This is a genomic window from Pseudarthrobacter equi (genome assembly GCF_900105535.1).
In the GTDB taxonomy this organism is placed as follows: Bacteria; Actinomycetota; Actinomycetes; order Actinomycetales; family Micrococcaceae; genus Arthrobacter; species Arthrobacter equi.
Genome location: NZ_LT629779.1, coordinates 2,238,661 through 2,262,523 on the forward strand (window position 1 = coordinate 2,238,661; position 23,863 = coordinate 2,262,523).

Consider the following 23,863-nt stretch of genomic DNA (forward strand, 5'->3'; position numbering starts at 1 on the left):
GGCTTCGGGAAGATGACGGATGCGTAGGGGAGGCCGGCCCTGGGATGGACCGGCCGCCCATCTACTTCTGCGCGGGAGCCAGGCCCCAGAGAGGCGGCAGAGTGGAGTAGCGCTGCGGAGTAACAGTGATGTCGGCGCTGCTGGCGAAGACGTTGTCAGACTGGATGTAGGGAGCGAACCAGGCTTGATCCACCAGATAGGTGTTCAGCTGACGGAACGTTTCGGTTTGGGCCTCACCGGTTTCGCCTTGGGCCTTGTTGATCAGGTCAACCACAGTGGGGTCGGAGACGTGGAACGGGTTCCAGAGTGATTCGGGAGTGAGCGCGATCTGGGCGAAATCCCAGGGGCGCGGGCTGTTGAGTCCGAAAATCGCTGCGGGATACTTTCCTGCCAACAGATCCGAGATGAAGGTCTGGCCGTTCACCGGCTGGTACTGCGGTGTAATGCCGATAGCCGTCAGGGCTTCAGTCACGGCCGCTTGCTGGTCCGGATAGATGGGTGATACATCCGGCATGGGCAGGATGAAGCCGTTTGCATAACCGGCGTCGGAGAGAAGCTTCTTCGCGCCGTCCACATCGAAGGGGTACTTCTTGTCCAACTCAGGGATGTAGGCGTCGCTGGTGGAACTGAAGACCTGGCTGGTGGCCTTACCCTTACCGCCGAAGACTTGCGCGTGGATGGCATCGCGATCCAATGCCATGTTGATTGCCTGGCGTACCTTGGGCTCGGCGAGCGCAGGAACCAGGGAACCCTTGCGGTCGAACAAGTAGAGGCCGCTGGTGGTGTAGGCGGGGTTGGACTGGATGTTCAGGCCTGCGGACTTGAGGCTGTTTGAATCCTTGTCGGTGACCACTGCGAAGTCTGTTTCACCGGCCCGCAATGCGTTGAGGATTGCGTTGTTGTCGTTGAAGACCGTGACTTCGACGGTGTCGAACGGGAAGTCTTTGGCGTTCCAGTAGTCCGGATTTCTGGTGTAGGCGTACTTGATGCCGGTCTGGGACTTTGCGGCATCAAGGATATAGGGGCCGGAACCTACGGGAGTGGTGTCCAGTTCCGGGGTTCCCAAGGCCTTCGGGCTGGCAAGGACGCCGGCGGTTCCCCCCAAGTTCGGCACAAGGGACGGGTCCGGAGCGGAGAGCGTTACCGTGAGATTGGTGGCGTCGGTGACAGCTACCTCTGTGATGAAGCGCAGTTGCCCGCCGGCTTCACCAGTACCCTTGCGGGCGGAATCAAGATTGGCTTTCACCGCGGCGGCATCCAGGGGCGTCCCATCGGTAAATTTGACGCCATCCCTGATCGTGAGCGAAAGCTTGGTCCGGGCGTCGTCGTAAGACCATTTGGTCACGATATTCTCGGCGGGTTCGCCCTCGTTGGTGTTCCGGAAGAGGGAATCGTAGACCGGCTGAAGGAACTGGGTGGTGGGGCCGGTACCGAAATTGCCGGGTGCGAAAGACTCAGGTGTTCCGATAGCTGCGATATCCAATTCCGTGGAGGCGGCGGAACCGCCAGGGGAGGATCCGTTGCAGGCGGTAAGCGCCATGACGGCTGTGACGGCGGCGATGCCGACTAATTTGCGCATGTTTCTCCTAGACAAGGCGTCGAATGCTCAGCTTCGAGTGATCCGACTGTTCTCCGGCGACAACGCTACGGAGATGGATAAGTACTGCGATGAATGGTGGCTTACATGCCTTTGAAAGGCGCCTGGCTTCACAGGAAATCCTTTGGATTCCTTGAATGCATTACTGGCGCAGGGCCGCGGGATGCAGGTGGTGTGCTCCATCTCGGTCTCCCTCGCCATTGAGGTTTATGGTGCTGGTTGAGCGTTTTGTGGCGCCTGTTACAACGATAATCCGGTGACCGGAAGAAGTCAACAACTTCTTCCGGTCTTCGGAATATCAGGCCGAAACACCTTCTTTGGTTTGACTCAGGGGTTGCATCAGCCGCTCCAGGAGCCCGGGCAGGTTGTCTTTGGAGAAGAGCTCGCCCAGAACAAGCTGGGCGGCACCGACGACGCCGCCTACCTGCTCGTCAAGGGCAGATAACTCCACGAGCAGGTCCGGTGCGCCCGTGGAGGGCAGCCGTTCAAGGACGGCTTGCTGTATGGGCTTGAGCACGATGTCTTTGGCACGGGCAATGCCACCGCCGACTACCAGCATGTGAGGAGCGAAGAAACTGACCAAGGTTGCCAGGCTGCTTCCAAGGAGTGCCGCTGTTCGGTGGAGCAGCTCCTTTGCGGCGGCGTCTTGGTGCTCAGCGGCCAGTGTCACGTCGTAGGCGCGAACACGTCCGGTCTCCTTGAGGACTTGTGCGAGGTAGGGGCTGCGTCCCGTTTCAGCCAACATCAAGCCGTCCCGCTCAATCGCCCATCCACTGGTGACCGCCTCAAGGCAGCCTGTGCGCCCGCACCTGCAGGCAACCACTCCGGCCTCCGGGACGGCCACATGGCCAATGGAACCCGCCAGGCCATGGGAGCCCCGGTAGAGCCTGCCATCGGCGATGAGGGCAGCTCCAACCCCGGCGCCGGCCCCGAAATAGAGCAAGTGCTTTGCCTTGGCAGCCCGCGGATTGCTCTCTATTTCAGCGAGCGCCAGAAGATTAACGCGATTGTCCACCCATGCCGGAACCGGCCAGCGAGCCGCGAACTCTTCCCGTACGGGGTAGTCCTCCCAACCCGGCATGACCGGTACGCCAACGGGAGTGCCGGTATCGAAATTGACCGGACCGGAGAGCCCCACGCCGATCCCCAGCAGGTTGTTGCCCCCTTGCTCCCTGATGACGTCATCGACGATCCCATTGACCTGGCCCAGGATCCGCTCGGGCCCTTCGCTGATCTCGCACAGCTCCCGGTGGCGGGTGCCCAGCAGGGAGCCGGCCAGATCGGAAGCACTGACCACCATTTCATTGGACGCAATGTCCACGCCTATGACGTAGCCGGCCTGGGCGTTGAGGGACAGCAGCTTGGCGGTCCGCCCGCCCGTAGAGGGAGCGCGGCCGGGGGAATGGATAAGCCCGATTTGTTCGAGTTCTGCAACCCGCTCGGCAACAACACTGCGCCCCAGCCCTACGTGATCGGTCAGGCTGGCCTGCGTAATGCCGTCCTGCCAACGGATTGTTTCCAGTACGGACGCGAGTCCGGTATACCGCTCTATGGCCATTGAATCTCTTCCTGGGTGCTCGCGCCCACTGCGTCAGCGCTGTGGTGATGGATCCTGTCCGTTTTGTGGAACCATCCGGGCACTCACAGGTGCCATCATGCTCCAACTCCACGTCACCAAACAAGAAAAGTCTAGCAACTTTTGCCGGTCATCGGATAAACTCTTCCAAATTCCCACCTAGCAAGGAGATTTTATGCGACGGCCCACGAGCACGAATGACGACGGCGTCCAGTACCGCGACCTGAACGGCAACGGAGTGATGGACCCCTACGAAGATCCGCGCCTGGACTCCGCGAGCCGCGCGAAGGATCTGCTCGAACGCTTGTCGATAGAAGAAAAAGTCGGGCTGCTATTCAACACGGTGATGGTTGTTGGCGAGCCGGGTGACCACGATACTGCGAGTCCGTTCGGGCCGGAGACTCCTCGCGACTTTGTAGTAGGCCAGTCTATTAACCACTTCAATATTGGCCGCTTCCCTTCGGCAGAGCACATGGCGCGTTGGCAGAACTGCATGCAGGAACTCGCCGAGCTTGCTCCCCACGGGATTCCCATCACCTTTGCCACCGATCCCCGCCATGGTTTCGCGCAGAACGATGGCATGGTCTTCGCAACCGGCTCGTTCTCACAGTGGCCCGAGCCCATGGGCCTCGCAGCCATCGGCGATCCTGCGTTAGTGAGTGAATTCGCCGAGACCGCAAGGAGCGAGTATGTCGCCGTCGGACTTCGTGCAGCTATTCACCCGCAGATCGACTTGGCCTCTGATCCGCGCTGGGCGCGTCAATTGCAGAGCTTCAGTTCAAACTCAGCGGTGACGTCAGAGTACGGGTCGCTGTTGATCGAAGGTCTACAGGGCCAGAAGCTGTCATCCACGAGCGTCGCCTGCACGGCAAAGCACTTCCCGGGAGGCGGGGCGCAAGAAGACGGGGAGGATCCCCACTTCCCACAAGGCAAAGCTCAGGTTTATCCAGGGGGCAACTTCGAAGAGCACCTGGCACCGTTCCGAGCAGCTATCGCCGCCGGAACCAGCGCGATCATGCCTTACTACTCACTGGCGAAAGACCTGCTCATTGACGGCGTAGCCGTGGAGGAAGTGGGCTTCGCCTACAACAAATACCTGATCTCGACACTCCTACGCGAAGATCTTGGGTTCACTGGGGTTGTACTTACTGACTGGCAGCTCGTCACAGACCTTGAAGTCTTTGGCTTGCCGTTCCCTGCCAAGGCGTGGGGTGTGGAGCACCTCAGCCGCATTGAGCGTGTTGAGAAGCTCTTCGACGCCGGCGCAGATCAATTCGGGGGCGAGTCCTGCACGGATTTGGTCCTTGAGTTGCTGGCCAGCGGACGGCTCTCCCAGAAGCGCGTGGACGCGTCAGCGCTGAAAGTCTTGCAGGTCAAGTTCGAACTCGGCCTGTTCGACAATCCGTACGTCGACGAGAACGCGGTTGCAACCATTGTGGGTTCCGAGTCTTTCCGGGCTGCTGGGCACCGCGCCCAAGCGGAGGCCGTCACCGTTCTGAAAAACACTGGTGTATTGCCGCTGCGAGCGGACACCCGGGTATACGTCGAAGGCGTCAACCCGGAAGTCGTCGATGATCGGGTCACCCTTGTGGATGACAAGAAGGACGCCGACGTAGCTCTTGTGCGCCTCACTGTCCCCTACGAGCCGCGCAACGAGTATTTCCTGGACGCTATGACGCATCAGGGTAGCCTCGACTTCCCGGACGAGGAGGTCGCACGGGTGCGAGCACTTGCAGCAGAACTCCCCGTGATCCTCGACGTCTACCTTGAACGAGCAGGGATCCTGACCCCGTTCGATGAGCTCGCAGAGGCCGTCACCGTGAACTTCGGCGCTTCTGACGCTGCCTTGCTCGACGCGTTAACAGGAACTATTCCTCCCCGAGGTCGCCTGCCGATCGAGCTGCCTCGCTCCATGGCCGCCGTCGAAGCATCACATCCTGACGTCCCCAACGACACCAAAGATCCGCTCTACCGCTACGGCGCCGGCCTCAGCCTGCCGTCAACTTCGCGGAGGGAATCCAGGATGCTGACGTGACCGGGATGGACAGGAAATCGAGCGAAGTTCTCTGGAGTGAGTTCGTTGATCCACCGGATTCGGCACGGCCGCGTGCGTGGTGGCACTGGATGGACGGCAACGTGCACCTCGAGGGCATTCGGGCGGATCTTCGTTGGCTCCACTCTGTGGGCGTCCGAGGAGTTCAGGCCTTCGACGGTGCGTTAGCTAATCCGCTTGTAGTGGAGGAAGCTGTGATTCCCGGCAGCGAGCAGTGGCGCGAAGCTATTGCCATTGCTGTCGCGACGGCCCGCGACCTCGGCTTGGACTTCACTGTTGCCACTTCTGCGGGGTGGAGCGCCTCGGGAGCACCGTGGGTTGAAAAGGCCGATGCCATGCGCAAGCTGGTGTGGTCGCAGACTGTGGTCGAAGGTGGCGAACTGACCCAGCTCAACAAGCTCCCTAACGTCGCAGGACCCTATCAAGACATCCCCACATGGGGTGTCGAGCCGCGGGAAGGCTCAGGCGATGTCAAAGACCTCGTCGCACTGGCCATCCCTTTCCACGGCACTCACGATGCTTTGGAGCCCGCGTTGGTCCGGTCCAGTTCACCGATGTAGCCGATATGGCGCGCGTCAAAATCAATGGCGGGGACGCTGGAGTTCTCTGGAAAGCTCCCTACCGGGTGTCCACCAGCGCACTGAGGTCAGGAACGAACCGGATCGAAGTAAGCGTCACCAGTCCGTGGCGCAATCGACTGATTGCTGAGGCCCGCAGCAGCACCGGGACGCTCTACCCGCCAATGACGGGTGTCTTCACCGACGATGCCGAAATCCTGCCTGCAGGTCTACTTGGGCCAATGAGCCTGGTCTACAACCACCGTCCCTGATCTCCGCTAACGAAAGACATGATGCATGAGAAATCAGATAACGCCTCCGGCTGTGAGCCTGGAAGGCCAACGCCGTGCCGACCTCGGCAATGGAACCTACCTGAACCCGGTGTTCGCCGGGGACCACCCGGACCCGGCAATCCTCCGCGACGGGGATGACTACTACCTGACCTTTTCGTCCTTTGAGTCCACGCCCGGCCTCATTATCTGGCACTCGCGTGACCTGTTGAATTGGCAACCGCTGGGGCCCGCCCTTTCCACACCCATCGGCTGCGTGTTTGCCGTCGACATGTGCAAAGTGGACGGCCGGTACTTTATCTACATACCGATCATTCCCACCGCCATCTCGCCGGACCCAACGGCGCCTGTGCTGACCTATGTCATCCACGCCGAGAGCATGGCGGGACCCTGGAGTGAGCCCATCAACCTGGGCATCGAAGGGCATATCGATCCCGGGCACGTGGTGGGAGAGGACGGCAGCCGCTACCTGTTTCTCAGCGGAGTCAGCCGTGTTCGGCTCACCGACGACGGACTGGCTACGAACGGTCCAGTGGAGCACGTCTACGACGGCTGGCGCTATCCCGAGGACTGGGTGGTTGAAGCCTACGCACTGGAAGGGCCCAAGCTGACACGCCGTGGTGAGTGGTTCTACCTCACGACGGCGGTTGGCGGCACGTCTGGTCCGCCCACCGGTCACATGGTCACGGTCGCCCGCTCCCGCTCCGTCAATGGCCCGTGGGAGGACTGTCCCCGCAATCCCATCATCAGGACATGGAGTGCCGACGAGCCTTGGTGGAGCAAGGGCCATGCCACTTTGTTCGAGGGCCCCAACGGCCAGTGGTGGAGCATCTACCACGGCTACGAAAACGGGTTCGCCACCCTTGGCCGGCAAACGCTTTTGGAACCGATCGAGTGGGACGAGGACGGATGGCCCCGGGCAGTCGGGGGGACCCTTTCTGCGGCACTGCCCGCGCCACTGCCAACTGTGTCTGCAACCGGCGAACAACCCCACGGATCGCCGTTGTCCGATAATTTCTCCACCGAACGCTTTGGGACACAATGGTCATTTCATGCCCCGTCAAATGACGAGTATCTTCGGGCATTCTTTGACGGCGGCCTGGTTCTGCAAGCCCAGGGATCAGGCCCGTCAGACAGCTCGGCGCTGACGTGTATCGTCGGCGACCGGCGATACGAGATCACGGTGGAGATGGAAATCGGCGACGGCGCCCAAGGCGGGTTGCTGCTGTACTACAGCGACCGCCTGTTCTGCGGCATGGGCCACGACGGCGGCAGCATGACCAGCTACCGCGCGGGCAGGGCGATTCCGTACTGGCGTGAACCTGCGCCAGCGGCCCGGACCATGCACCTTCGAATAGTCAACGACAACCACATCGTCACGCAGTACTACAGCCTGAACGGAACGGACTGGACCAGGCATGGATTGCGTTTCAACGTGGAGGGTTACAACACAAATACGGCCGACGAACTCCTCAGCCTGCGCCCGGCATTGTTCGCAGTCGGGACAGGGGAAGTGCGGTTCACGAACTTCACTTACCGTGCCTTCTAGGCTGGGCTACAACAAGGCCAGTAGCGCTGGTGGCTCTCCGAACTTCAGGCGAGCGTCCGAACAGCAGGCCGACTGGCAGCGGTGCCGGGCCGGAAGTTCTCCACCACGATGTCAGCGGTGGCGGCGAGCCTATTGACCGCTTCCAGTCCTTGCGCGGTTTTCAGGTCAACGGCGAAGGATCCTGCTGGGATCCGGCACCACGAGTTCTTTAAGGGGCCCTTCTGCCGCTGCCGTGGACGGGTCGGAGCCGGGTTCCGCTGTTGGTGGATGGGGTTGGGTGAGAGTCATGCCTGCGTCGCCATTTCTTTGCTGCCCCTTGAGGCTTCCGTCGCGGAGTTGCGCACGAGGGTGTCAATGTGGAACTTTTTCGGTTTGCTGTTGCTGAGGAACACCCCGCAGTGGTGATTGAGTTCGAGGATGACGACCGGGCTCTGGATGCAGTCGTAGAACGGTTCGTCCTCGCTGTATCCACCGATCCATGAGAACCAGGTGTCCTGGTAGTGGGCGCTGATCTCCCCGCGACGCGCCGCTGCCGGTCCGGCGGGGAGGTATTCGATGAAATCGGCGATGATGACCAGGACGGTGTTGGCGCCATAGGAGCCAACCTCCCGAAGCGGCACGGCCAAGGGGTAGCGTGTGCCCTAGCCGACGAAGGAGTCACGATGAGCTACAAATATCGAACTGTTCGGGTTCGCGGTACCGAGCTAGTTGGAACAATTGCCAGGAAGCACGGGAGTGCGGCTGAAATTTACGAAACCTCCAAAGACCTGAGCACATCAGTCATTCCGGTGTTCTTCGAAGCAACGGGCGAGATCCGTTTCTTCGACAGGTCAGTGCTGGAGGACGTTGTGGCACCCACCACTTAATCCGCCGAGGCATGCCATATGCCAGGGCGACCACGGCGGCCGGCGTGTGGGACCTATTCCACGGCAAATGAGGGTGTGGACACTGTCCGCACTTTCGCCTTCGAAGCGGATCGCATATCGGTTGGACCGGCTCGTATTCCGCATGCTCCCGAGAGTTCCCAGCGTTGGCAAGGCCCGGAAGACAGTTCTAGTCCCACCTCGGGCACAGTTTTTCCCCTGTTCAGGGGCCTGTTGGCCTCCGAGTGTGCACAAACTGTTCACTTATGGGCCCCTTTGGGGCCTATTTTGTTGGTGGTCGTCGCCTCCTCCTGGGTTTGGGCAGCGGTGTCGCTGGTTATCTGTTCATGGCGGGGAGGGTCTTGAACTGCATGACCTTATGCTGGCTGGGCGAACGGAGTCGCCTTGGCTCGCTTGCACTGATTCCGGTCACGACTGTTAAAGGCAAGATTTCCCGATAAGTACATGACTGTCTTCGTCGTAGCGGGTTCCGTTGAGAGTTGGCAGATGCGCATCGAACGGTTTCTTGCCTGTTGGTGTCAAATATTTCTGGCCCTGCCCGGGAAGCTGAAACTGGCTCCACGCTGTGACAATGGTGAGCGACGAAAACCGTGCCACGGCGTCCGGACCGCACACCCATCTTCAGCCGTATGATCCGAATTGACCCAGCTGTGGCGGCCATTGGTGACGTTCCGCCTGCCCACAACCACGTTGTTCAGCAGTCTCCTAGCGGCGGCGGTCCAGGTGAAGCCGGTTCCCCAATTCGGGACCAGCGACGTCGATGCCTCCCTAGACTGGGGCATCATCCCCAGCCGTCGCAGGTTCCATCTTTCTGAAGCCAACTCAATGTAATGGCTCCGCCCCGGCGCTCAGCCGCAGCTCAGCCGGTGCTATCGAGGATCAGGCGCGCCGCTTCGGTTGGTTGGTCCCAGTGCGGGAAGTGACCGCAGTTTTCGAACCAGTGGAGCGTTGCATCCGGGAACAGTTCCGTGGCCCGCGCCGCCTCACTGGGAGCGGTGACCTTGTCCTTCCGCCCCCATCCAATGACCATTTTGCCCTTGAGTGAACCGGCCGGTGCGCCTTCCTGGCGGGGTCCGTGAATCAGCGCGTTGAGGGCCGGGTCCAGACTGGTCGATGTCTTGAACCCGCCAAGCTCATGCAGCACCAGATCCTGCGGCAGCTTCCATGGGTGGGCGGAGAACTGAGCCAACAGGGCCGTGCGGCCCACCGGGTTGCCCGTGAGGAAGGGGAGCGCCGGTTGGATGCGTCGCACCAGTGCGACGGATGCCTTGATGCTTGCACCAAAGATCGCTGCCTGGCGGTCATTCCAGAATCCACCAGGGTCCAGTGCGATCGTGGTGCCAGTGTGCCCTCGCCGTGCCATTTCCATTGCCATCCGGGCGCCCATGGAGTTGCCTACCACATCAATGTCACCCAGTTCCCGGTCGCGGATAAAGGCTTCGACAGCATCGGTCAGTGTGGCAATGGTGGTTTCGCCGGTCAGGGGCGCGGATTCGCCGCAACCGGGGAGGTCGACGGCGATGACATCGCGTTCAGCGGCCAGCGCCGGGATTACCGGGTTCCAGTTACCAATACTGGAACCGAGCCCATGGATCAGGAGGAGTGGCTTACCGGAGCCTTGCCGGGTTGAGTGCAGCATGACTTCACTGTAAGGGGCGGTGCAACATATCTGGCCAGAGTCATCTGGCGAAAGGCTCGACGGCACAGCGATACGCGGTTAGGCAGCGCATCCAACACGCCTCAGGTCGAACACATCTCAGGCAGGAGCGAGGAGTTCATGCGCCACGTTGTCGGGGCCCTGAATTCCAGGATGTAACCGGCGCCGATGCCTTTGACTTCCCCATGCGCAATGCCAAGCTCGTTAGGGTTGACCGATCAGGGATGCACCCGACATGCTCGCGCACGTCATCCAGCAGTTGCGGGATCGCCGCGACCGCGCGGTCGCCCTCGCGGCGCTGACCGCCGTGCTAGAAACAGCAGGGACCACCGTGGTTGAGAGCACCGGATCCGACGGCGACAGTGAGAACGTCCGGGTTTCCTCGGGCCGAACCCGCGTAGGTCGTTTTCTGTCCAGTCCGCGCCGGAGCGGATTTCCAGAATGTGGGCCGCCCCGTAGTGCTGTGCTTGTTCGAAGCCGGTCCGGTTCCGGAGGCCTACTCTTCAAATCGGAGCGAAATCGCGTTCAAGCCACAACTGCACCCGCGGACTGCCGCTTTGGCAGCCTGGTTGCGCCAAAGTGGTCACCAGTGAGGGTGTGCACAATGTGCACACCCTGGACTTCGGAACGGGTCGTACCGGTGCCGGTCTGGGCCGGATTGCGGAGGTTTGCGGGGGAGTGGCGGATATTCAATTGCTGGAACCCGGTTCGAGTCCCACCTCGGGCACAGCATATTCCCTCGTCAGAGGGTTTTTTGCTTTAACGTGTGGACAAAGCTTGTGCTGAAGCGCTTCTGACGCTGTGGGTGCGGGCTTTGGCCTGGCTGCCGCGGAACCTATGGAGGTGTGTGGGGTGGCAGGGTCAGTGCCCTGGCTGGTGGGCACTCCGCTTGCTGAGCTGGGGTGATGTGCTTCCTCGTTCCGGTTCCGTCAGATGGGCCTTTGATGGCCTACACCTCTTCATGTGCCGGGGGAGCGGGGACTACATGACTAACCCGTTTTCGGTGATCGGCTATCTGCGTGAGCAGATTGAGGGCGACCCGGGAGCGCCGAGCCGGCGATTGTCCTGCCAAAGAGGGTGCGGACATTGTCCACACTTACGTCTGCTTTTATCGGGCGCCAGCAGCGGGCATTCGAGCGTCAGGTTGGGATTTGCCGCACGTGGGGACCGGCCTGCGGTTGCGATCACCGCAGGCCGGTGCCAGCGGGACTGACATCCCTTCCCCTCTGCTCACGGAATCAGTGTGCACGGCGCCTCAAGTGTGCAGGTCAGTGGTCCGCAACGGAGGGGCCGGCGAGCATCACCGCCATGCCTGGACGCGGAACAGCACCTGGGCAGCTCGGCGTGCGATGGCGTCCACGCCGGCCCGGTCATGTGTTCCGTGCCACATTGGCACCCATCCGGGGCTGGTGACCGCTGCGAAGTACCTCCTGTCATTTGCTTGGAAACAACCCATCACTTGCATGAGGAGATTTTTCCGATGAATAAGGCACTTCGCTTCCTCGCAGTTCCCACGCTCGCTCTCGGGGCTTTGGCCCTCTCCGGGGTCCCGGCCATGGCCCACGACGGTTCCGACCATTACCAGTCGACCCTGGGTCAGCTGAACGGCAGTAGCGCCTCCGGCTCTGTCACGGTTGACGTCACCGGCAACCAGGCCCACGCCGTGCTGAAGGTCTCGGGCCTGCCCGCGACGTTCATGGATGCCCCGTATCCGCACGTGCAGCACATCCACGGCGGCGCCCAGGGCGTGTGCCCGGCGCCGTCGGCGGACAAGGACGGTGACCAGGTTGTTTCCACCACAGAGGGTGCCCCGTCCTACGGGGCGATTGTCACCACCCTCTCGACCAGCGGGGATACCAGCCCTGCTGCGGGTCTTGACCTGAAGGTCGCCGGACAGGGCGCGGCCTACACTGTGGACAGGACCTTCGAACTGAACGCCGAGACCAAGGCCGCCCTCGAGGCCGGCACGGCCGTCGTCGTCGTTCACGGCCTGGACCCAGCCACCTTGAGCGCCGCCGGTCAGGCGGCCAAGAGCGATCTGGTGCCAAGCCTGCCACTGGCCGCGACATCACCTGCGCTGTGCGGAACGTTGAAGGCCGGGCAGATGCAGATGCCCACCGGCGGCGCTGACACCGGCATCACCCAGGACACCGGCACCGACGCCACCGCCCTGGCCATCGGCGGCGGCCTGACTCTCGTAGCCCTCGCCGGCGGCGCCTACGCAATCCGCCGCCGCACCGCGGCCTAAGAGTCAGGCACTCCGATCCTGACGCACAGCAGGTATTCCGGTCACCGTGGAGGTCTTGGGGCCCCCACGGCGGCCGGGCTCCTGCTCGCCCTAACCCTCACCGGCTGCGGACCTAGCCCCAGCCCCGACACGGGCGCAGCCGTCCCGTCACCGTCAGCCACATCCGACACCGCATCGCCGGCGGTCCCGCAGTCCGGGGCGGCTACGGCTACCGCGCCGGCCGGGCCGCCCGCTGCACCCGCGGCGGCGCTTCCCCAGGTCATGGGCTCCTCGGATCCTGTGACGCTGAGCATTCCCTCGATCGGGGTGCGGACAGACCTGCTGCACCTTGGCTTGCGAACCAACGGCGCCCTGGAAGTCCCCCAGGACACCGGGCACGGCGCACCCGCCAGCTGGTACAACGGCTCACCAACCCCGGGAGCGCGCGGCCCGGCCGTGATCCTGGGTCACGTCAACGCCCTCGGCGGCGCCACCGGGGTCTTCGCCGGCCTGCGCGACCTCGAGCCAGGCAGCGAGATCAGCATCAGCCGCGCTGACGGCAGCACCGCAGAGTTCACCGTTGACCGCGGCGCCCTGTATTCCAAGAACGACTTCCCGACCCTGGAGGTCTACGGCAACACCGACGCCGCCGAACTCAGGCTCATCACCTGCGACGGATACGACCCCGCCACGGGCCTGTTTGACGATAACTACGTCATCTACGCCACCCTCACACCCTGACAACGCACCGCCACGCACCGCGGCGGTAGAGACGGAGACGAGCCATGAAACACCACGCCACACCGTCGCTCACCCTCCTGACCCTGACCGCCCTGCTGCTTTCCGGCTGCGCCGCCACCAGCGCAGCAGCACCGGCCCCCGCGCCCTCGTCGTCGCAGACGCAGTCCGGGCCGGCCACGGGTCACCACGGCGGCGGGACGGCCTCGGCACACAAGTCGGTCAAGGACGGGCCCAGCGCCGCAGCCCTCATGGTCTGCGGTGACCAGCCCAAGAACGCCCTCACATCGATCCTCGACCTTGACCCGGCACCCGACACCGACAACACCTGGGCGAACAACACCTTCACCTGCACCTACCATCTGAACGACGGAGACCTCGTCGTCTCCGTCCAGGAAGCAGATGACCAGGCGGCCGCCCTGACCTACTTCAACGCCATGCAGGCCCTCGCCGAGAAGGCCACGCCTATCACCGGGCTCGCCAGCCTCGGGTTCCCCGCCTACGAGACGGCCGACGGGTCGGCAGTCTTCCAGAAGGACAACTTCATCCTCCACGTCAACGCCAGCGCCCTGACGGCCACGCTCGGGCCGGACAACATCACCCGCAACGCCCTGGCCTACCAACTCTCCACCACCATCCTCGAATGCTGGATCAAACACCCGTAGGCCGTGGCCCGGGGCCAGAGCGACTCGGGCTGGGGAAGGGAAGCAGCCCAGAGAGTTGTGCCCTTCGCTTGTCGGATCAACCACCGTGCAGGTCCGCCGTCTGGGTGCCGCGACAACTGAACAATCATGCTGACCAGCGGGTTAAGGTGGGTCGGCGGCAGCTGGGGTAGGTCCCGGTCTCCACCCGGCACCCACGCCGCCGACCCGGACATCACGCTACGGTCCCGGGCACGTGTCCGGCGCGAGTAGCCGTTACCTGTTTCCCCACACCCTTGCCGCGCCGCAAGGACCGTGAACACGGCCGACTACCGAACACCGACCAGAATCCAGCCGGACACCTCTCCCAGGCACATGAAGCACTCTGCTGTGCCGGGAAGCGCACCCCAAGCCCCTCTGACGCTGTGGGTGCGGGCTTTGGCCTGGCTGCCGCGTGGGCCTATGCAGGTGTGTGGGGTGGCGGGGTCAGTGTCCTGGCTGGTGGGCACTCTGATTGCTGAGCTGGGGTGATGTGGTTCCTCGTTCCGGTTTTGTCGGGTTGGCCGTTGTTGTCCAACACCTATTCATGCGCCGGTCGAGCGGGAACAACATGATGATCCCGGTTTTAGTATCGCGTTGGTTTTTGGAAGGCCATCATGACTGCGATAAGGGCGCTGACAAACCAGCCGTGGTGGGGCAGCCAGCGGAGAAGGGTTGCGCCGGCAACAGCATGGACAGCGTGGTGCGGGCCCCATGCGAGTTGCCTGCGTTCAGGCCAGCGGCGCCATATCTCGGGGCAGGTTTGGGTAACGGCACGGCGCCAGACGGTGCCGACGAGGACGAAAGTGACCATTGCGGCCGCGACGAGGGCCCCACCGCTGGCGAGGATGCGCGTGATCCAGGCTAGCGGCAGCGGGGCCCTCTTTCGCATGGCGCGTTCGACGTTCAACCATCGGAAGATCGAGCCGCACCTAGGACGAGGGCGAGCATAAGGAGGAGAACCGCGATGGTTCTGCGTAACTCCCGGGCGAGGGGGTCAGCCATCAAGACTTCGACGGGCTACACCTGCCGCGCGCAGTGCCAAGGAGGTGCGGATCCAGGCAAGGAAAGTGCGTTCGTTGGCCAGCGTGAACCGCGGATCCGGTTCTGTTCCGCAGCCCAGAATCTGGTTTGATAGGCGGTTTCGTCCGCCATCTTGTGAGCCCGTAGCTTTCACATAGGAGTCCCTTGTTGCCGATGGCTGTTCAAACCAGCGCGATGGTCCGAAAGCCCAGGTTGCCGGAGGACGATTCGGGTGTGTTGGAAGTGCGTGCGGCAACGCGGTAGCATCACACGCCCGGCTCCGATCGTGGGTCCTTGAGGATTCTCCGCAGGGGATGCGCGGTAGTACTTGGGTAAGAACCAGTCTGCACACCATTCCCAGACGTTGCCTGCCATGTCGTAAAGTCCGTAGCCGTTGGCCGGGTAACTGGCCACCGGGGCTGTGCCGATATAGCCGTCGTCGGCGGTGTTCTGTGTTGGAAAGGTGCCTTGCCAGATGTTGCAGTGGTGGTGTGTGGCGGGAACGAGCTCGTTGCCCCACGAGTACCTTTTCCCTTCGAGGCCGCCGCGAGCGGCGTATTCCCATTCGGCTTCGGAAGGGAGCCGCCGTCCCGCCCAATCGCAGTATGCTCGGGCATCGTTGTGGGAAACCTGGACAACGGGGTGGTCTGGGTACTCGCTCCAGTGCGATTTTGGGCCTGCAGGGTGGGCCCAATCGGCTCCTCGAACGTTGAGCCACCAAGGTGAGCCCGTGGCAGCACCGAGAATGTCCGGGCCGGCGGCTTTGACCAGGAGGTGGAAGACGGCTGATGTGCCATATTTTTCCGCTTCAGTGCGATAGGCAGTGGCATTCACAAAGCCTGCAAACTGTCTGTTGGTCACGGCTGTGACGTCGATGGTAAAGGAAGGCAACGTAACGGTGTGGACGGGTTCTTCCCCGTCGGATGCGTATCCCTCTCCGAAATGATCGCCCATCTGAAAGTTTCCGCCCGGGAGCCTCACTTCATCGTGTGGCCGCAGCTGGCGCTCGGAGGAAACCGGTAAGTTGGTTTTGCTTCGTACGGTGGTCATTGTTCTTGACGGCGTGCAGCAGGTCTTCGCGGTCGGATGCTTGACGTGGGCCGAATCTCCGGAGTTCATGCCCGGCACTCTGAAGTGGGGATGGGTGAACTGCCGAATGCTTTGTCGCCGATGGCCGTGTACTCGCCACCGTTGATATTGGTTGAAGGCTGGTACGTCACGGCGGGTGGTGGGCCGGCGCTATCGATGCCACCTCTTACATTTTGCTCTGTCAACAGGGCCATCGAATGTCTCCTGTGGTCACGGGAGTCCCGCTGTCTATGCTCCGGTTAGCGGCTTCGATGAGGGCCACGATGCTGAGGACTTCGTCTGCTGGCAGGTTTGGTTTGTCAGCGCGGATGGACTCGACGATGTTGGTTAGGAGGCCTGTCAGCATCTCAGGGCAGGCCTCGATAGAAAAGCTTTTCGTCCTTTCATTTGTCTTGATAGTCCCGCTTGTTAGGGGGCTCCAGGCTGACTCGCCCCGGAACGTCGCCTCGCGTCCGTCCTCCCAACTGATCGTTACGTCCGTTGTGCCGGCAGGGTTGGCGGTTTTGTGGGAGTGGACGGTGACTGTACCTGACGGTCCGGCCGCGGGTCCGAGGGAAGCAACTGCCAGGTCAATGAGGTGGACACCGTACCAGGCCAGGCCTGGGTGTCCGGGTTGAGTCGGCATGGGACCGGTGAGCGATATTTGTCGGGCGGGGCCGCGGGACTGTACGGCCCGGAACTCTGGTGTGAAGCGTTTGGGGGATCCTGTCAGAACGAGGCTGCCGGAGGCGCCGGCCAGTTCAAGCATGCGCTTGGCGTCGGCAAGTGACAACGCAAAACGGGTGTCCACATATATGGGCTTGCCGAACTCCACCACCCGTCTGAAGTACTCCGGGTGGGTGCGGGTGTCGGCGGCAACGATCAGCAGGGCATCGCAGGCTTCGGCCACAGCCTCCGGCGAATCGCACAGCGTAACCCCAAGCGCGGCCACTTGGGCGGCAAAGTCGTCATTGCGGTCGCGGCTCAACGGAAAGTCCGACGCCGGCACCCCCTTCCAGGCGTGTGTCACCGTTCCGCCGGGGACCACGCCGTCGAACCCGTTCCCGAAGAGGCGCGTGAACGACGGCGCATGTGGCGAATCCACGCCGATCAGGCCGAACCGGATCGGTGCAGCAGAATCAGTGCTCATCCCTTGACTCCGCTGTGGGTGATGCTCGCGACGATGTGCTTTTGCAGGAGGGCAAAAATCACCAGGCAGGGGATGAAGCTGACCAAGGTGGCGGCCATGACGTTGGACGTGGACGCGGTTTCGGTGTTGAGGGTGGCCAGGCCCACGGTCAAGGTGCGGGCGGTGTCCGATTGGCCCACGACGAGTGGCCACAGGAGGTCATTCCAATGCCAGAGAAACACGAAGATTGCGAGGGTTGCCAGAACCGGCCGGATCAAGGGCAGCACTATCTGGGCGAAGGTCCGCCATTCCCCGGCTCCGTCGATGCGGGCGGCGTCGAAGAGTTCCTCGGGCATGTCTTTCACGAATTGCCGGATCAGGAAGATGGCTTGTGCGTTGGCCAGCGTGGGCAGGATGAGGCCCCAGAGCGTGTTAACTCCGCCCATCTTGGAGATGAGGATGAACGTGGGAATAAGTGTGGCCTGCACCGGAACCATCAGGGTGGCGATGATCGCCCACAGCAGGGCGTTGCGTCCCGGGAATCGTTTACGGGCCAGGGCGTAGGCGGCCATGGAAGCGGTGAGCAGGACAACCACTACGGACACTGCGGAGTACGCGAAGGAGTTCCAGAACCAGAGCGGGAATTCGCCCACGTTGAAGATCCGGACGATGTTGTCGAAGGTCAACGACGACGGCACAGCGTACGGAATGGTTGGGGCATCGGCGGGGGAGAGCGCCAGGACGACGACGGCGAGCAAGGGCGCCACGGTGAAGAGGGAGATCACCGCGAGGACCCAGGTGAGGGTCCTTTGCCGGCGCTTCTCGGTGCTGCGCCGTTTGGAGCCCGGAGGGGCGGGTGGGGAGATGACGGCTGTCACTTGGAGTCCTTTCCTTCGAAGAAGCGTTGCTGGACCAGGGACAGCACCAGCACAATCAGGAACAGCACCACACCCACGGCCGAGGCATAGCCGAAGTCGAAGAATTTGAAGCCTTCGTCGAACAGGAAGTAGATGAGGCTGTGGCTGGCCCGGGCGGGTCCGCCGCCGGTCATGACGTAGATAGTGTCGAAGCCCTGAAAGCCGACGATCGTCTCAATGATCAGGACGAAGAACACCACGGGTTTCAGGAGCGGCAACGTCACGTACCAGAACGACTTCCAGGCTCCTGCGCCGTCGATCCGGGCGGCCTCGTGGACTTCGGCTGGCTGCGCCTTAAGCCCGGCGAGGAAGATCAGCATGGAGTAGCCGAAGCCTTTCCACACCGACACCACTGCCAGGGACAGCAGCACCAGGAGTTGCGGGCCGGACGTGAACGGCACCGGACCCAGGCCCATCCCACCGAGTGCCGCGTTCAGGGGACCGTCGGTGGAGAATATCCAGGTCCAGATGATGCCTGCCATGACGAACGAGCTCAGGTAGGGGATGAACAGGAGTGCCCGGAACGTACCGGTGAAACGGACCAGTTTGTCCAGCAGGACGGCCCCGGCCAGGGAGACGGCGATGATGAACGGAACGAAGATCGCCACGTAGATGAACGTGACGCGCAGGCTTTGCCAGAAATTCGGGTCGGCCGCGAGGCGCGTGTAGTTGTCGGCGCCCAGAAACTCGAAATCACCGTTCAGGCTGTACTGGGTCAGGCTCATGGCCCCCGCCCCGAAGATGGGCAGGAATTTGAAGAGCCCGAAGATCATCAGCGTGGGTAGGACGAAGAGGATGCCGGCCAGGGCCTCCCGGTTGCGGACCTTCTTCAGCGGAGCAGGTGGCGGTGCGGCCGCGCTGGCGGTGGAGCGGGGCTGGGTTTGGATGGACATGGGAAACCTATCTGCTGGATCGGATCAGCGGGCCGCGCGCTGCAGGATGCCGCGGGCTTCCGTGGCGGCCTTGGCCAGGGCTTCCTTGGGTGTGAGGTCGCCGCGGAGGGCGGCCTGGATGTTCGGTGCGAGGGCACCCATCACTTGGCGGGCTACCGGTGAGGATTCGCCGGGGTTCGCGGCCTTGAGTGCGGCTGCCATGGCTTTGGAATCCGCATCGTCACCGAGGACGGCAGCGTCCTCGCGGGTAGGCAGGTTGCCTGCGGCGGCGTTGAGGGCTTTCTGCGAGGCGGCCGAGCTCAGGTAGTCCATCACCGTGTAAGCGGCTTGCCGGTTTTCCTTCTTGTTGATGGAGGTCAGCGCCAGGAGGCCGGGGTTCCCATACGTTGCCTGGTCCTTGCCCGTCAGGGGTTCTCCGAGGGCAACGTTCTCTGCTCCCAGGGCGGCCCGCATCTGCTTGAGCTCAGGCAGGGAGGTAGTGGCCCGCATGGCAGCCTTGCCGGTGGCGATCGGAGCGCCCTCCACCTTGGGGCCATCCGTGGCGGCGTCGATGGGCAGGCCTCCGGCCTTCTTGAGGTCCACCAGGAGTTGCAGAGCGGATTCGCCCTCTGCCGAATCGAAAGCAATGTCCTTGGCGTCATCGCTGAAGACCTTGCCACCGGCCTGCCACAGCAACGGATAGAAGGACAGGTTCAGGGTCTGTTCAGGGCTGCCCGCGTAGTCCATGACGGCGACGCCCTGTTTGGCCAGCACAGGTGCGGCCGCCCGGAGGTCGTCCCAGGTCTTCGGCAGTTCCAGACCGGCGTCCTTGAAGATCTTGGTGTTGTAGGCGGTGGTGTTGATGTTCTGGAACAGGGGCACGCCGAACAGTTGCTCGTCGAAGGCCGCGGCGTCCAGGGTGTTCGGGTAGAAGGAGTTTTTGTCTTTGGACACGGCGTCGTCCACCGGCAGCAGCCCGCGGACGTTCCGGTAGGTGGCTGCCTGGTCGGGCGTAATGAGCACGACGTCGGGTCCTGAGCCGGCGGCCAACGCCGCCGAAATCTGGGCATCGCGCTTGTCGAACGTTTGCAGTTCGATGGTCAGGTCGATTCCCGGGTTGGCTTTTTCGAAGGCGGCCTCGGTGTCCTGCCAGAACTTCTTGCTGGCCGTCTCGTCCTTGATGACGGGGTACATCCAGAGAGTGACTTTGCCGTTTGCCGGCCCGGCGTCGCTCGACGATGAGGAAGGGCCGCCGCAGGCGGTCAGGGCCAGGGCTGTTGCGGTAACGACGGCGGCAGCCAAGGCTGCGGGCCGGTGCAGTTTTCGTGTGAACATGATCGGTTTACTTTCTGCTGGGGGTGAGGCTGGCGTCGTGGAGGTGTTTGAGCGCAATGCTGTGGCGCGCGGCGTGGGTGGGTGCGGGTTCCAGGAGGGGATCGTCCGTCTCCCGCATCCAGGCGAAGAGCGCGGCGGACAGTTGCCGGAGGATTTCCGCTTGGGCCGGATTGCCGGCCTCGTTGTCCAGTTCCGCCGGGTCCGCGCCGAGGTCATAGAGTTCCAAGGCCGGGCTGGTGCCGATGGTGGGGCCGCCCAGGTCCACGGGCAGGCTGCGGTGGACCCAGGATTGGGTGGGATCCATGGCGCGGGGTGCGTTGGAGAAGTTGACGATCAGCTTGTGCGTGGAGGTCCGCACTGACCGTTTGGGGTCGTAGTAGGTGTGGAAGGTCAACTGGCTGAAGCAGTGTTGGCGGACGGGTTCGCCGCTTTCCACCGCCGCCCGGAGGCTGGTCCCCGGCAGGTCCGCTGGCACTGTGTGGCCGGAAATATCCAGCAACGTCGGCAGCACGTCCACATGGCTGACGATGTCCGCTATCCGTCTCCCTGACCAAGCCGTGTTTCCTGGAACGCGCAGCATCAGCGCAACTTCCAGTCCGGCGTCGTACAGGGTGCATTTGGCGCGTGGCAGCGCGAGTCCGTGATCCGTGGTGAACAGCACCACGGTGTTCTCGCGGAGGCCCAGTGCGTCGAGTTCTGCGAGGATGCGTCCCACGCCTTCGTCCATGTGCTTCACGGCGCCTTGGAGCTCGGCGATCTCCTCGCGGGAACCTGAATCGTCCAGCAGGTACGGCGGGATGTTGTGTCCACGCGATGCGTCCGGCGCGACGCCGTCGGCCAGGAAGCCCATGACGCCGGGACGGTCGTGCTGTGAGGGGACGCGGTGGGGTTCGGTGAAGCCGACCTGGAGGTAGAACGGACTGCCGCCGGCGGCCATTCTGTGGAGGGCATCAGTCGCGCGGCTGACGACGACGTCGCGCGCACCGCCGGTCCTGGCGCGGTCAAACCCGAGCCTGGTGGCGACTTCGTCATCGGGCAGTACGCGTGATTCGTGGTGCACGCCCACCAGTTCAGTCCGGTAGCCCACGGACTTGAGGCGGTTCGCGATGTGGAGGCGGGGTTCGTTGAGGTCCCAGGCGAAAGGATCGTGGGTGAGGCCGAGGACTCCATTGCTTTGGGGGTAGGTGCCCGTGAACAGCGAGGCACGGGCCGGGCTGCAGTGCGGTGCAGTGGCGAAGGCCTGCTCAAACAACGCCGATTCGCCGGCCAGGGCATCGAGGTGGGGAGTGGAGACGCTGCCCACCCCGTAGCTTCCCAGGAAGCGGCCCAGGTCGTGGCAGTGCAGCAGGAGGATGTTGCGCATGGGACTAGCCCATCCTTTCCAGATCGGTGCGGGTCAGGGCGTGTTCCAGTGGCTGACCGGCAAGGAAGCGGCGGAGTTCGTCCACCACGATGAGGCCGGCCCTGCGCCGGGAATCCTCCGTGGCGCCGGCGATGTGCGGGGTGAGGAGGGCGTTGGGGAGGCCGCGCCAGGGATCGTCTGCCGGCAGCGGCTCGTCATCGAACACATCCAGTGCGGCGTCGATCCGGCCTGAGGACACTTCGGCGAAAAGGGCAGCCATGTCCACGATCGTGGAGCGGGCGGTATTGACGAAGGCGGCGCCATCTTTGAGGAGTGCCAGCTGCTGTTTGCCGATGAGCCCCCGGGTTTCCGGGGTGTCCGGTGCGTGGATGGCTACCACATCACTCCCGGCCAGCAAGGAGTCCAGCGTGGTTGAGCGTGCGGCCAGCACATCGTCTGCCGTGAGGTACGGATCGTAGATGCTGACGTCGGCGCCGAGAGCGAGGCAGGCCTCGACATAGCGGCGGCCCGTGCGCGACGCCCCCACGACGCCGATGCGTGCGCCGGAAATCTCCCGCGCACGCCTGACGTTGCGGGCTTCGTCCCACGTGGCGCCTGAGCGGAGCCTGACGTCCATGAGTTCGAGGCGGCGCAGCAGGGCCAGCGTGAAAACAAGGGAGAGTTCGGCAACCGCAGGTGCCATTGCCGCCCCGGACTGCGAGATGGGAATGCCCGCGTCCCAGAAGTCGTCACTGACCAGGAAGTGTACGGACGAGGCTGCGTGGAGGACGCAGCGGAGTTTTGGGGCCATGGCCAGGCGTTCGGCGTCGAGGCGCGGGAAGCCCCACGCCGTGATGGCTACTTCTGCCTCGCCTGCGGCGGCTTCGAAAGCCCCGGGGGACTGCAAAGCCGCTGGTTCGGCGATGGTGATCTGGCCCAGCCCGCTGAGGGCGCCCAAGGTGTCTGCGGGGAAGAAGGCGTCGAATTCGGCCTCGGGGATGCCCAGGAGAATCCGGAGTGGGGAAGCGTTGGGTGAGCGTACAACGCCGTCGTTGAGGTTCATGGCGACGACGCTACTGACCTGTAGTTAGTTTTGTCAATGACTAAAATAAGTACAATGGACGGAGACAAGCAGCCATCCGGCGGCCGATGCCAGAATGGGGGAGTTCCCATGCGGCGTAACCCTAGGAGACCCGTGCCATGAAGCCACGCGCAGGAAGCAAGGCCCTGATCAGGGAAATCAACGAGGCCTTGGTGCTCGACGTTGTGCGCACCCAGTCGCCGGTTTCGCGGGCAACCATCGCGGGCCACACAGGGCTCAGCCCCGCCAGCATTACGGGCATCACCAACAAGCTGCTCCAGCAGCAACTCCTGGTGGAAACGGAGATCGAACGCGGGACCGGCGGCCGGCCCGCGCGCTTGCTGGAGCTCGGCCGGGACGGTGTCTTCGCCGCCGGGGTGCGGCTGTCCGCCACGGAGGCGCTCGCCGTTGTCGTTGATTTGCGCGGCAGCGTGGTGGCCACCCATACCGAGCCGCTGAATTCCACGCAGCCCGATGACGCCGCCGCGGCCGCGGCCAAAGCCGTCGCAGACGCGGCCGGGGAAAACGCCACCAAACTGATTGGCGTGGGCATTGCAGTGTCCGGCGTGGTGGACCAGGTCGGTGGCCTGGTCCGGCACAGCGGGGCCATGGACTGGGCAGACGTACCGTTCCAGGGGATCATCGAGCAAGCATCCGGCCAGCCGGCCATCCTTGACAGCTACGTCAACGCCTACGCCCGCGGACTCCTGTTCGACGGTTCTTTCACCGGCCGGGACATGCTCGTCTTTAGCGTCGGCATCAGCCTGGGGGCCGCCGTCGTGGTTGAGGGGCGCATCCAGCGCGGCTTCAACGGCGCCGCCGGTGGCTTCGCCCACACCCGGGCCATGAACAACGGCGGCCCGGCCCGGCCCTGCCACTGCGGGGCGGAGGACTGCCTGGAAACCTACGGGAGCCTGTGGGGAATGGAACAGGAACTGTTGCGCGCGGGCCAGCACCGGGAGGTGACGCCCGACGTCGATACCCACCTCATTGCCGACGCATCCGCTCAGCTGGGGACCGGAATGGCGAACGTCGCCAAGGTTCTGGCGCCGGAACGCGTGGTGGTGGGGTTCGCGCCCGAGGCTCAGGTGGGGAGCTTTGCGGAACAGGCGACAACGGCGTTCCTTGGGCAGTTCCGGCATTCGAATACTCCTCCTCCCGGGATTGAAGCGGTTGCGGCCGACCATGCCGCTGTAGCCAGGGGAGCGGCGTGCTTGGTCTTGGAAGGATTGTTTTCGGCGCGGGACACACAGCCCGAAGGGTGGCAGCCGGTCCGGACGGCCTGACC

At 63.2% G+C, this 23,863-nt stretch carries 20 protein-coding genes and 2 pseudogenes; 9 read left to right on the forward strand and 13 right to left on the reverse strand.

Annotated features, from left to right (window positions below; all coding sequences use genetic code 11):
- Positions 1-61 precede the first annotated feature (61 nt).
- Positions 62-1,579 (reverse strand): ABC transporter substrate-binding protein, encoded by a 1,518-nt coding sequence (locus BLT71_RS10075; protein WP_091719700.1) that lies wholly within the window; start codon positions 1,577-1,579, stop codon positions 62-64.
- A gap of 316 nt (positions 1,580-1,895) precedes the next feature.
- A complete protein-coding gene (locus BLT71_RS10080) occupies positions 1,896-3,155 on the reverse strand; it encodes an ROK family transcriptional regulator (protein ID WP_056078686.1) in 1,260 nt (419 codons plus the stop codon).
- Positions 3,156-3,348: 193 nt separating this feature from the next.
- On the opposite strand from BLT71_RS10080, the gene BLT71_RS10085 reads away from it, so the two are divergent.
- The 4 genes from BLT71_RS10085 to BLT71_RS10095 are packed head-to-tail and all read left to right on the forward strand — an operon-like array spanning position 3,349 to position 7,622.
- Positions 3,349-5,208 carry a glycoside hydrolase family 3 protein gene (locus BLT71_RS10085; protein WP_091719702.1) on the forward strand — a complete coding sequence of 620 codons (1,860 nt, stop codon included), beginning with the start codon at positions 3,349-3,351 and terminating at the stop codon, positions 5,206-5,208.
- 5 nt (positions 5,209-5,213) lie between these two features.
- Entirely contained in the window at positions 5,214-5,786 is a 573-nt protein-coding gene (locus tag BLT71_RS10090; protein ID WP_091723955.1) for a glycosyl hydrolase, read from the forward strand.
- A gap of 5 nt (positions 5,787-5,791) precedes the next feature.
- Positions 5,792-6,055 (forward strand): glycosylhydrolase-like jelly roll fold domain-containing protein, encoded by a 264-nt coding sequence (locus tag BLT71_RS20375; protein ID WP_157693449.1) that lies wholly within the window; start codon positions 5,792-5,794, stop codon positions 6,053-6,055.
- 25 nt (positions 6,056-6,080) lie between these two features.
- Positions 6,081-7,622, forward strand: coding sequence for a family 43 glycosylhydrolase (locus tag BLT71_RS10095; protein WP_172829947.1), 1,542 nt, complete (start codon positions 6,081-6,083; stop codon positions 7,620-7,622).
- A 44-nt stretch (positions 7,623-7,666) separates the two neighbouring features.
- On the opposite strand, the gene BLT71_RS20905 is transcribed toward BLT71_RS10095, so the two are convergent.
- Together BLT71_RS20905 and BLT71_RS10105 are read right to left on the reverse strand one after the other, a co-directional pair.
- Positions 7,667-7,891: a CoA transferase gene (locus tag BLT71_RS20905; RefSeq protein WP_091723957.1), complete on the reverse strand. Its 225-nt coding sequence runs from the start codon at positions 7,889-7,891 to the stop codon at positions 7,667-7,669.
- A gap of 15 nt (positions 7,892-7,906) precedes the next feature.
- A complete protein-coding gene (locus BLT71_RS10105) occupies positions 7,907-8,242 on the reverse strand; it encodes a DUF3500 domain-containing protein (protein WP_231994246.1) in 336 nt (111 codons plus the stop codon).
- A gap of 42 nt (positions 8,243-8,284) precedes the next feature.
- On the opposite strand from BLT71_RS10105, the gene BLT71_RS10110 reads away from it, so the two are divergent.
- Positions 8,285-8,488, forward strand: coding sequence for a hypothetical protein (locus BLT71_RS10110; RefSeq protein ID WP_056078700.1), 204 nt, complete (start codon positions 8,285-8,287; stop codon positions 8,486-8,488).
- Positions 8,489-9,365: 877 nt separating this feature from the next.
- On the opposite strand, the gene BLT71_RS10120 is transcribed toward BLT71_RS10110, so the two are convergent.
- The gene (locus tag BLT71_RS10120; protein ID WP_231994247.1) at positions 9,366-10,211 is read right to left on the reverse strand and encodes an alpha/beta fold hydrolase; all 846 of its coding nucleotides are present in this window, start codon (positions 10,209-10,211) and stop codon (positions 9,366-9,368) included.
- 1,432 nt (positions 10,212-11,643) lie between these two features.
- Here BLT71_RS10120 and BLT71_RS10125 point away from each other — a divergent pair.
- The 3 genes from BLT71_RS10125 (at position 11,644) to BLT71_RS10135 (ending at position 13,793) form a co-directional block, all read left to right on the forward strand.
- Complete coding sequence (locus BLT71_RS10125; protein ID WP_091719712.1) at positions 11,644-12,411, forward strand: CHRD domain-containing protein; 768 nt, start codon at positions 11,644-11,646, stop codon at positions 12,409-12,411.
- A 279-nt stretch (positions 12,412-12,690) separates the two neighbouring features.
- On the forward strand, positions 12,691-13,131 hold the full coding sequence (locus BLT71_RS20785; protein WP_231994249.1) for a sortase domain-containing protein: 441 nt from the start codon (positions 12,691-12,693) through the stop codon (positions 13,129-13,131).
- Positions 13,132-13,175: 44 nt separating this feature from the next.
- Positions 13,176-13,793, forward strand: a complete 618-nt coding sequence (locus tag BLT71_RS10135; RefSeq protein ID WP_091719718.1) for a hypothetical protein — start codon at positions 13,176-13,178, stop codon at positions 13,791-13,793.
- Between the two features lie 808 nt (positions 13,794-14,601).
- On the opposite strand, the pseudogene BLT71_RS20790 reads toward BLT71_RS10135, so the two are convergent.
- The 8 genes and pseudogenes from BLT71_RS20790 to BLT71_RS10175 all read right to left on the reverse strand — a co-directional run.
- Positions 14,602-14,985: pseudogene (locus BLT71_RS20790) on the reverse strand (YidH family protein); the annotation flags it as partial.
- 28 nt (positions 14,986-15,013) lie between these two features.
- Positions 15,014-15,950 (reverse strand): annotated as a pseudogene (locus BLT71_RS10145) (formylglycine-generating enzyme family protein).
- Positions 15,951-16,101: 151 nt separating this feature from the next.
- Positions 16,102-17,049, reverse strand: coding sequence for a Gfo/Idh/MocA family protein (locus BLT71_RS10150; RefSeq protein ID WP_091719720.1), 948 nt, complete (start codon positions 17,047-17,049; stop codon positions 16,102-16,104).
- A complete protein-coding gene (locus BLT71_RS10155) occupies positions 17,046-17,906 on the reverse strand; it encodes a carbohydrate ABC transporter permease (protein WP_231994251.1) in 861 nt (286 codons plus the stop codon). The genes BLT71_RS10150 and BLT71_RS10155 overlap by 4 nt, the downstream gene beginning before the upstream one ends.
- The gene (locus BLT71_RS10160; protein WP_091719723.1) at positions 17,903-18,838 is read right to left on the reverse strand and encodes a carbohydrate ABC transporter permease; all 936 of its coding nucleotides are present in this window, start codon (positions 18,836-18,838) and stop codon (positions 17,903-17,905) included. The genes BLT71_RS10155 and BLT71_RS10160 overlap by 4 nt, the downstream gene beginning before the upstream one ends.
- Positions 18,839-18,862: 24 nt before the next feature.
- Positions 18,863-20,152 (reverse strand): extracellular solute-binding protein, encoded by a 1,290-nt coding sequence (locus BLT71_RS10165; RefSeq protein WP_091719725.1) that lies wholly within the window; start codon positions 20,150-20,152, stop codon positions 18,863-18,865.
- A 7-nt stretch (positions 20,153-20,159) separates the two neighbouring features.
- Entirely contained in the window at positions 20,160-21,515 is a 1,356-nt protein-coding gene (locus BLT71_RS10170) for a sulfatase family protein (RefSeq protein WP_091719727.1), read from the reverse strand.
- Positions 21,516-21,519: 4 nt separating this feature from the next.
- Complete coding sequence (locus tag BLT71_RS10175) at positions 21,520-22,557, reverse strand: hydroxyacid dehydrogenase (protein WP_091719729.1); 1,038 nt, start codon at positions 22,555-22,557, stop codon at positions 21,520-21,522.
- A gap of 137 nt (positions 22,558-22,694) precedes the next feature.
- Between BLT71_RS10175 and BLT71_RS10180 the strand changes: the two genes are divergently transcribed.
- A complete protein-coding gene (locus BLT71_RS10180) occupies positions 22,695-23,861 on the forward strand; it encodes an ROK family protein (protein ID WP_091719731.1) in 1,167 nt (388 codons plus the stop codon).
- The last annotated feature ends 2 nt before the right edge of the window (positions 23,862-23,863 follow it).

Coding starts and splice junctions, on each gene's coding strand:
- BLT71_RS10080 (WP_056078686.1), bottom strand. CDS start 3,155: ATGGCCATAGAGCGGTATACCGGACTCGCGTCCGTACTGGAAACAATC.
- BLT71_RS10125 (WP_091719712.1), top strand. CDS start 11,644: ATGAATAAGGCACTTCGCTTCCTCGCAGTTCCCACGCTCGCTCTCGGG.
- BLT71_RS10170 (WP_091719727.1), bottom strand. CDS start 21,515: ATGCGCAACATCCTCCTGCTGCACTGCCACGACCTGGGCCGCTTCCTG.
- BLT71_RS10180 (WP_091719731.1), top strand. CDS start 22,695: ATGAAGCCACGCGCAGGAAGCAAGGCCCTGATCAGGGAAATCAACGAG.
- BLT71_RS10110 (WP_056078700.1), top strand. CDS start 8,285: ATGAGCTACAAATATCGAACTGTTCGGGTTCGCGGTACCGAGCTAGTT.
- BLT71_RS10090 (WP_091723955.1), top strand. CDS start 5,214: ATGGACAGGAAATCGAGCGAAGTTCTCTGGAGTGAGTTCGTTGATCCA.
- BLT71_RS10165 (WP_091719725.1), bottom strand. CDS start 20,152: ATGTTCACACGAAAACTGCACCGGCCCGCAGCCTTGGCTGCCGCCGTC.
- BLT71_RS20375 (WP_157693449.1), top strand. CDS start 5,792: ATGGCGCGCGTCAAAATCAATGGCGGGGACGCTGGAGTTCTCTGGAAA.
- BLT71_RS10160 (WP_091719723.1), bottom strand. CDS start 18,838: ATGTCCATCCAAACCCAGCCCCGCTCCACCGCCAGCGCGGCCGCACCG.
- BLT71_RS10095 (WP_172829947.1), top strand. CDS start 6,081: ATGAGAAATCAGATAACGCCTCCGGCTGTGAGCCTGGAAGGCCAACGC.
- BLT71_RS10085 (WP_091719702.1), top strand. CDS start 3,349: ATGCGACGGCCCACGAGCACGAATGACGACGGCGTCCAGTACCGCGAC.
- BLT71_RS10075 (WP_091719700.1), bottom strand. CDS start 1,579: ATGCGCAAATTAGTCGGCATCGCCGCCGTCACAGCCGTCATGGCGCTT.
- BLT71_RS10175 (WP_091719729.1), bottom strand. CDS start 22,557: ATGAACCTCAACGACGGCGTTGTACGCTCACCCAACGCTTCCCCACTC.
- BLT71_RS10135 (WP_091719718.1), top strand. CDS start 13,176: ATGAAACACCACGCCACACCGTCGCTCACCCTCCTGACCCTGACCGCC.
- BLT71_RS10150 (WP_091719720.1), bottom strand. CDS start 17,049: ATGAGCACTGATTCTGCTGCACCGATCCGGTTCGGCCTGATCGGCGTG.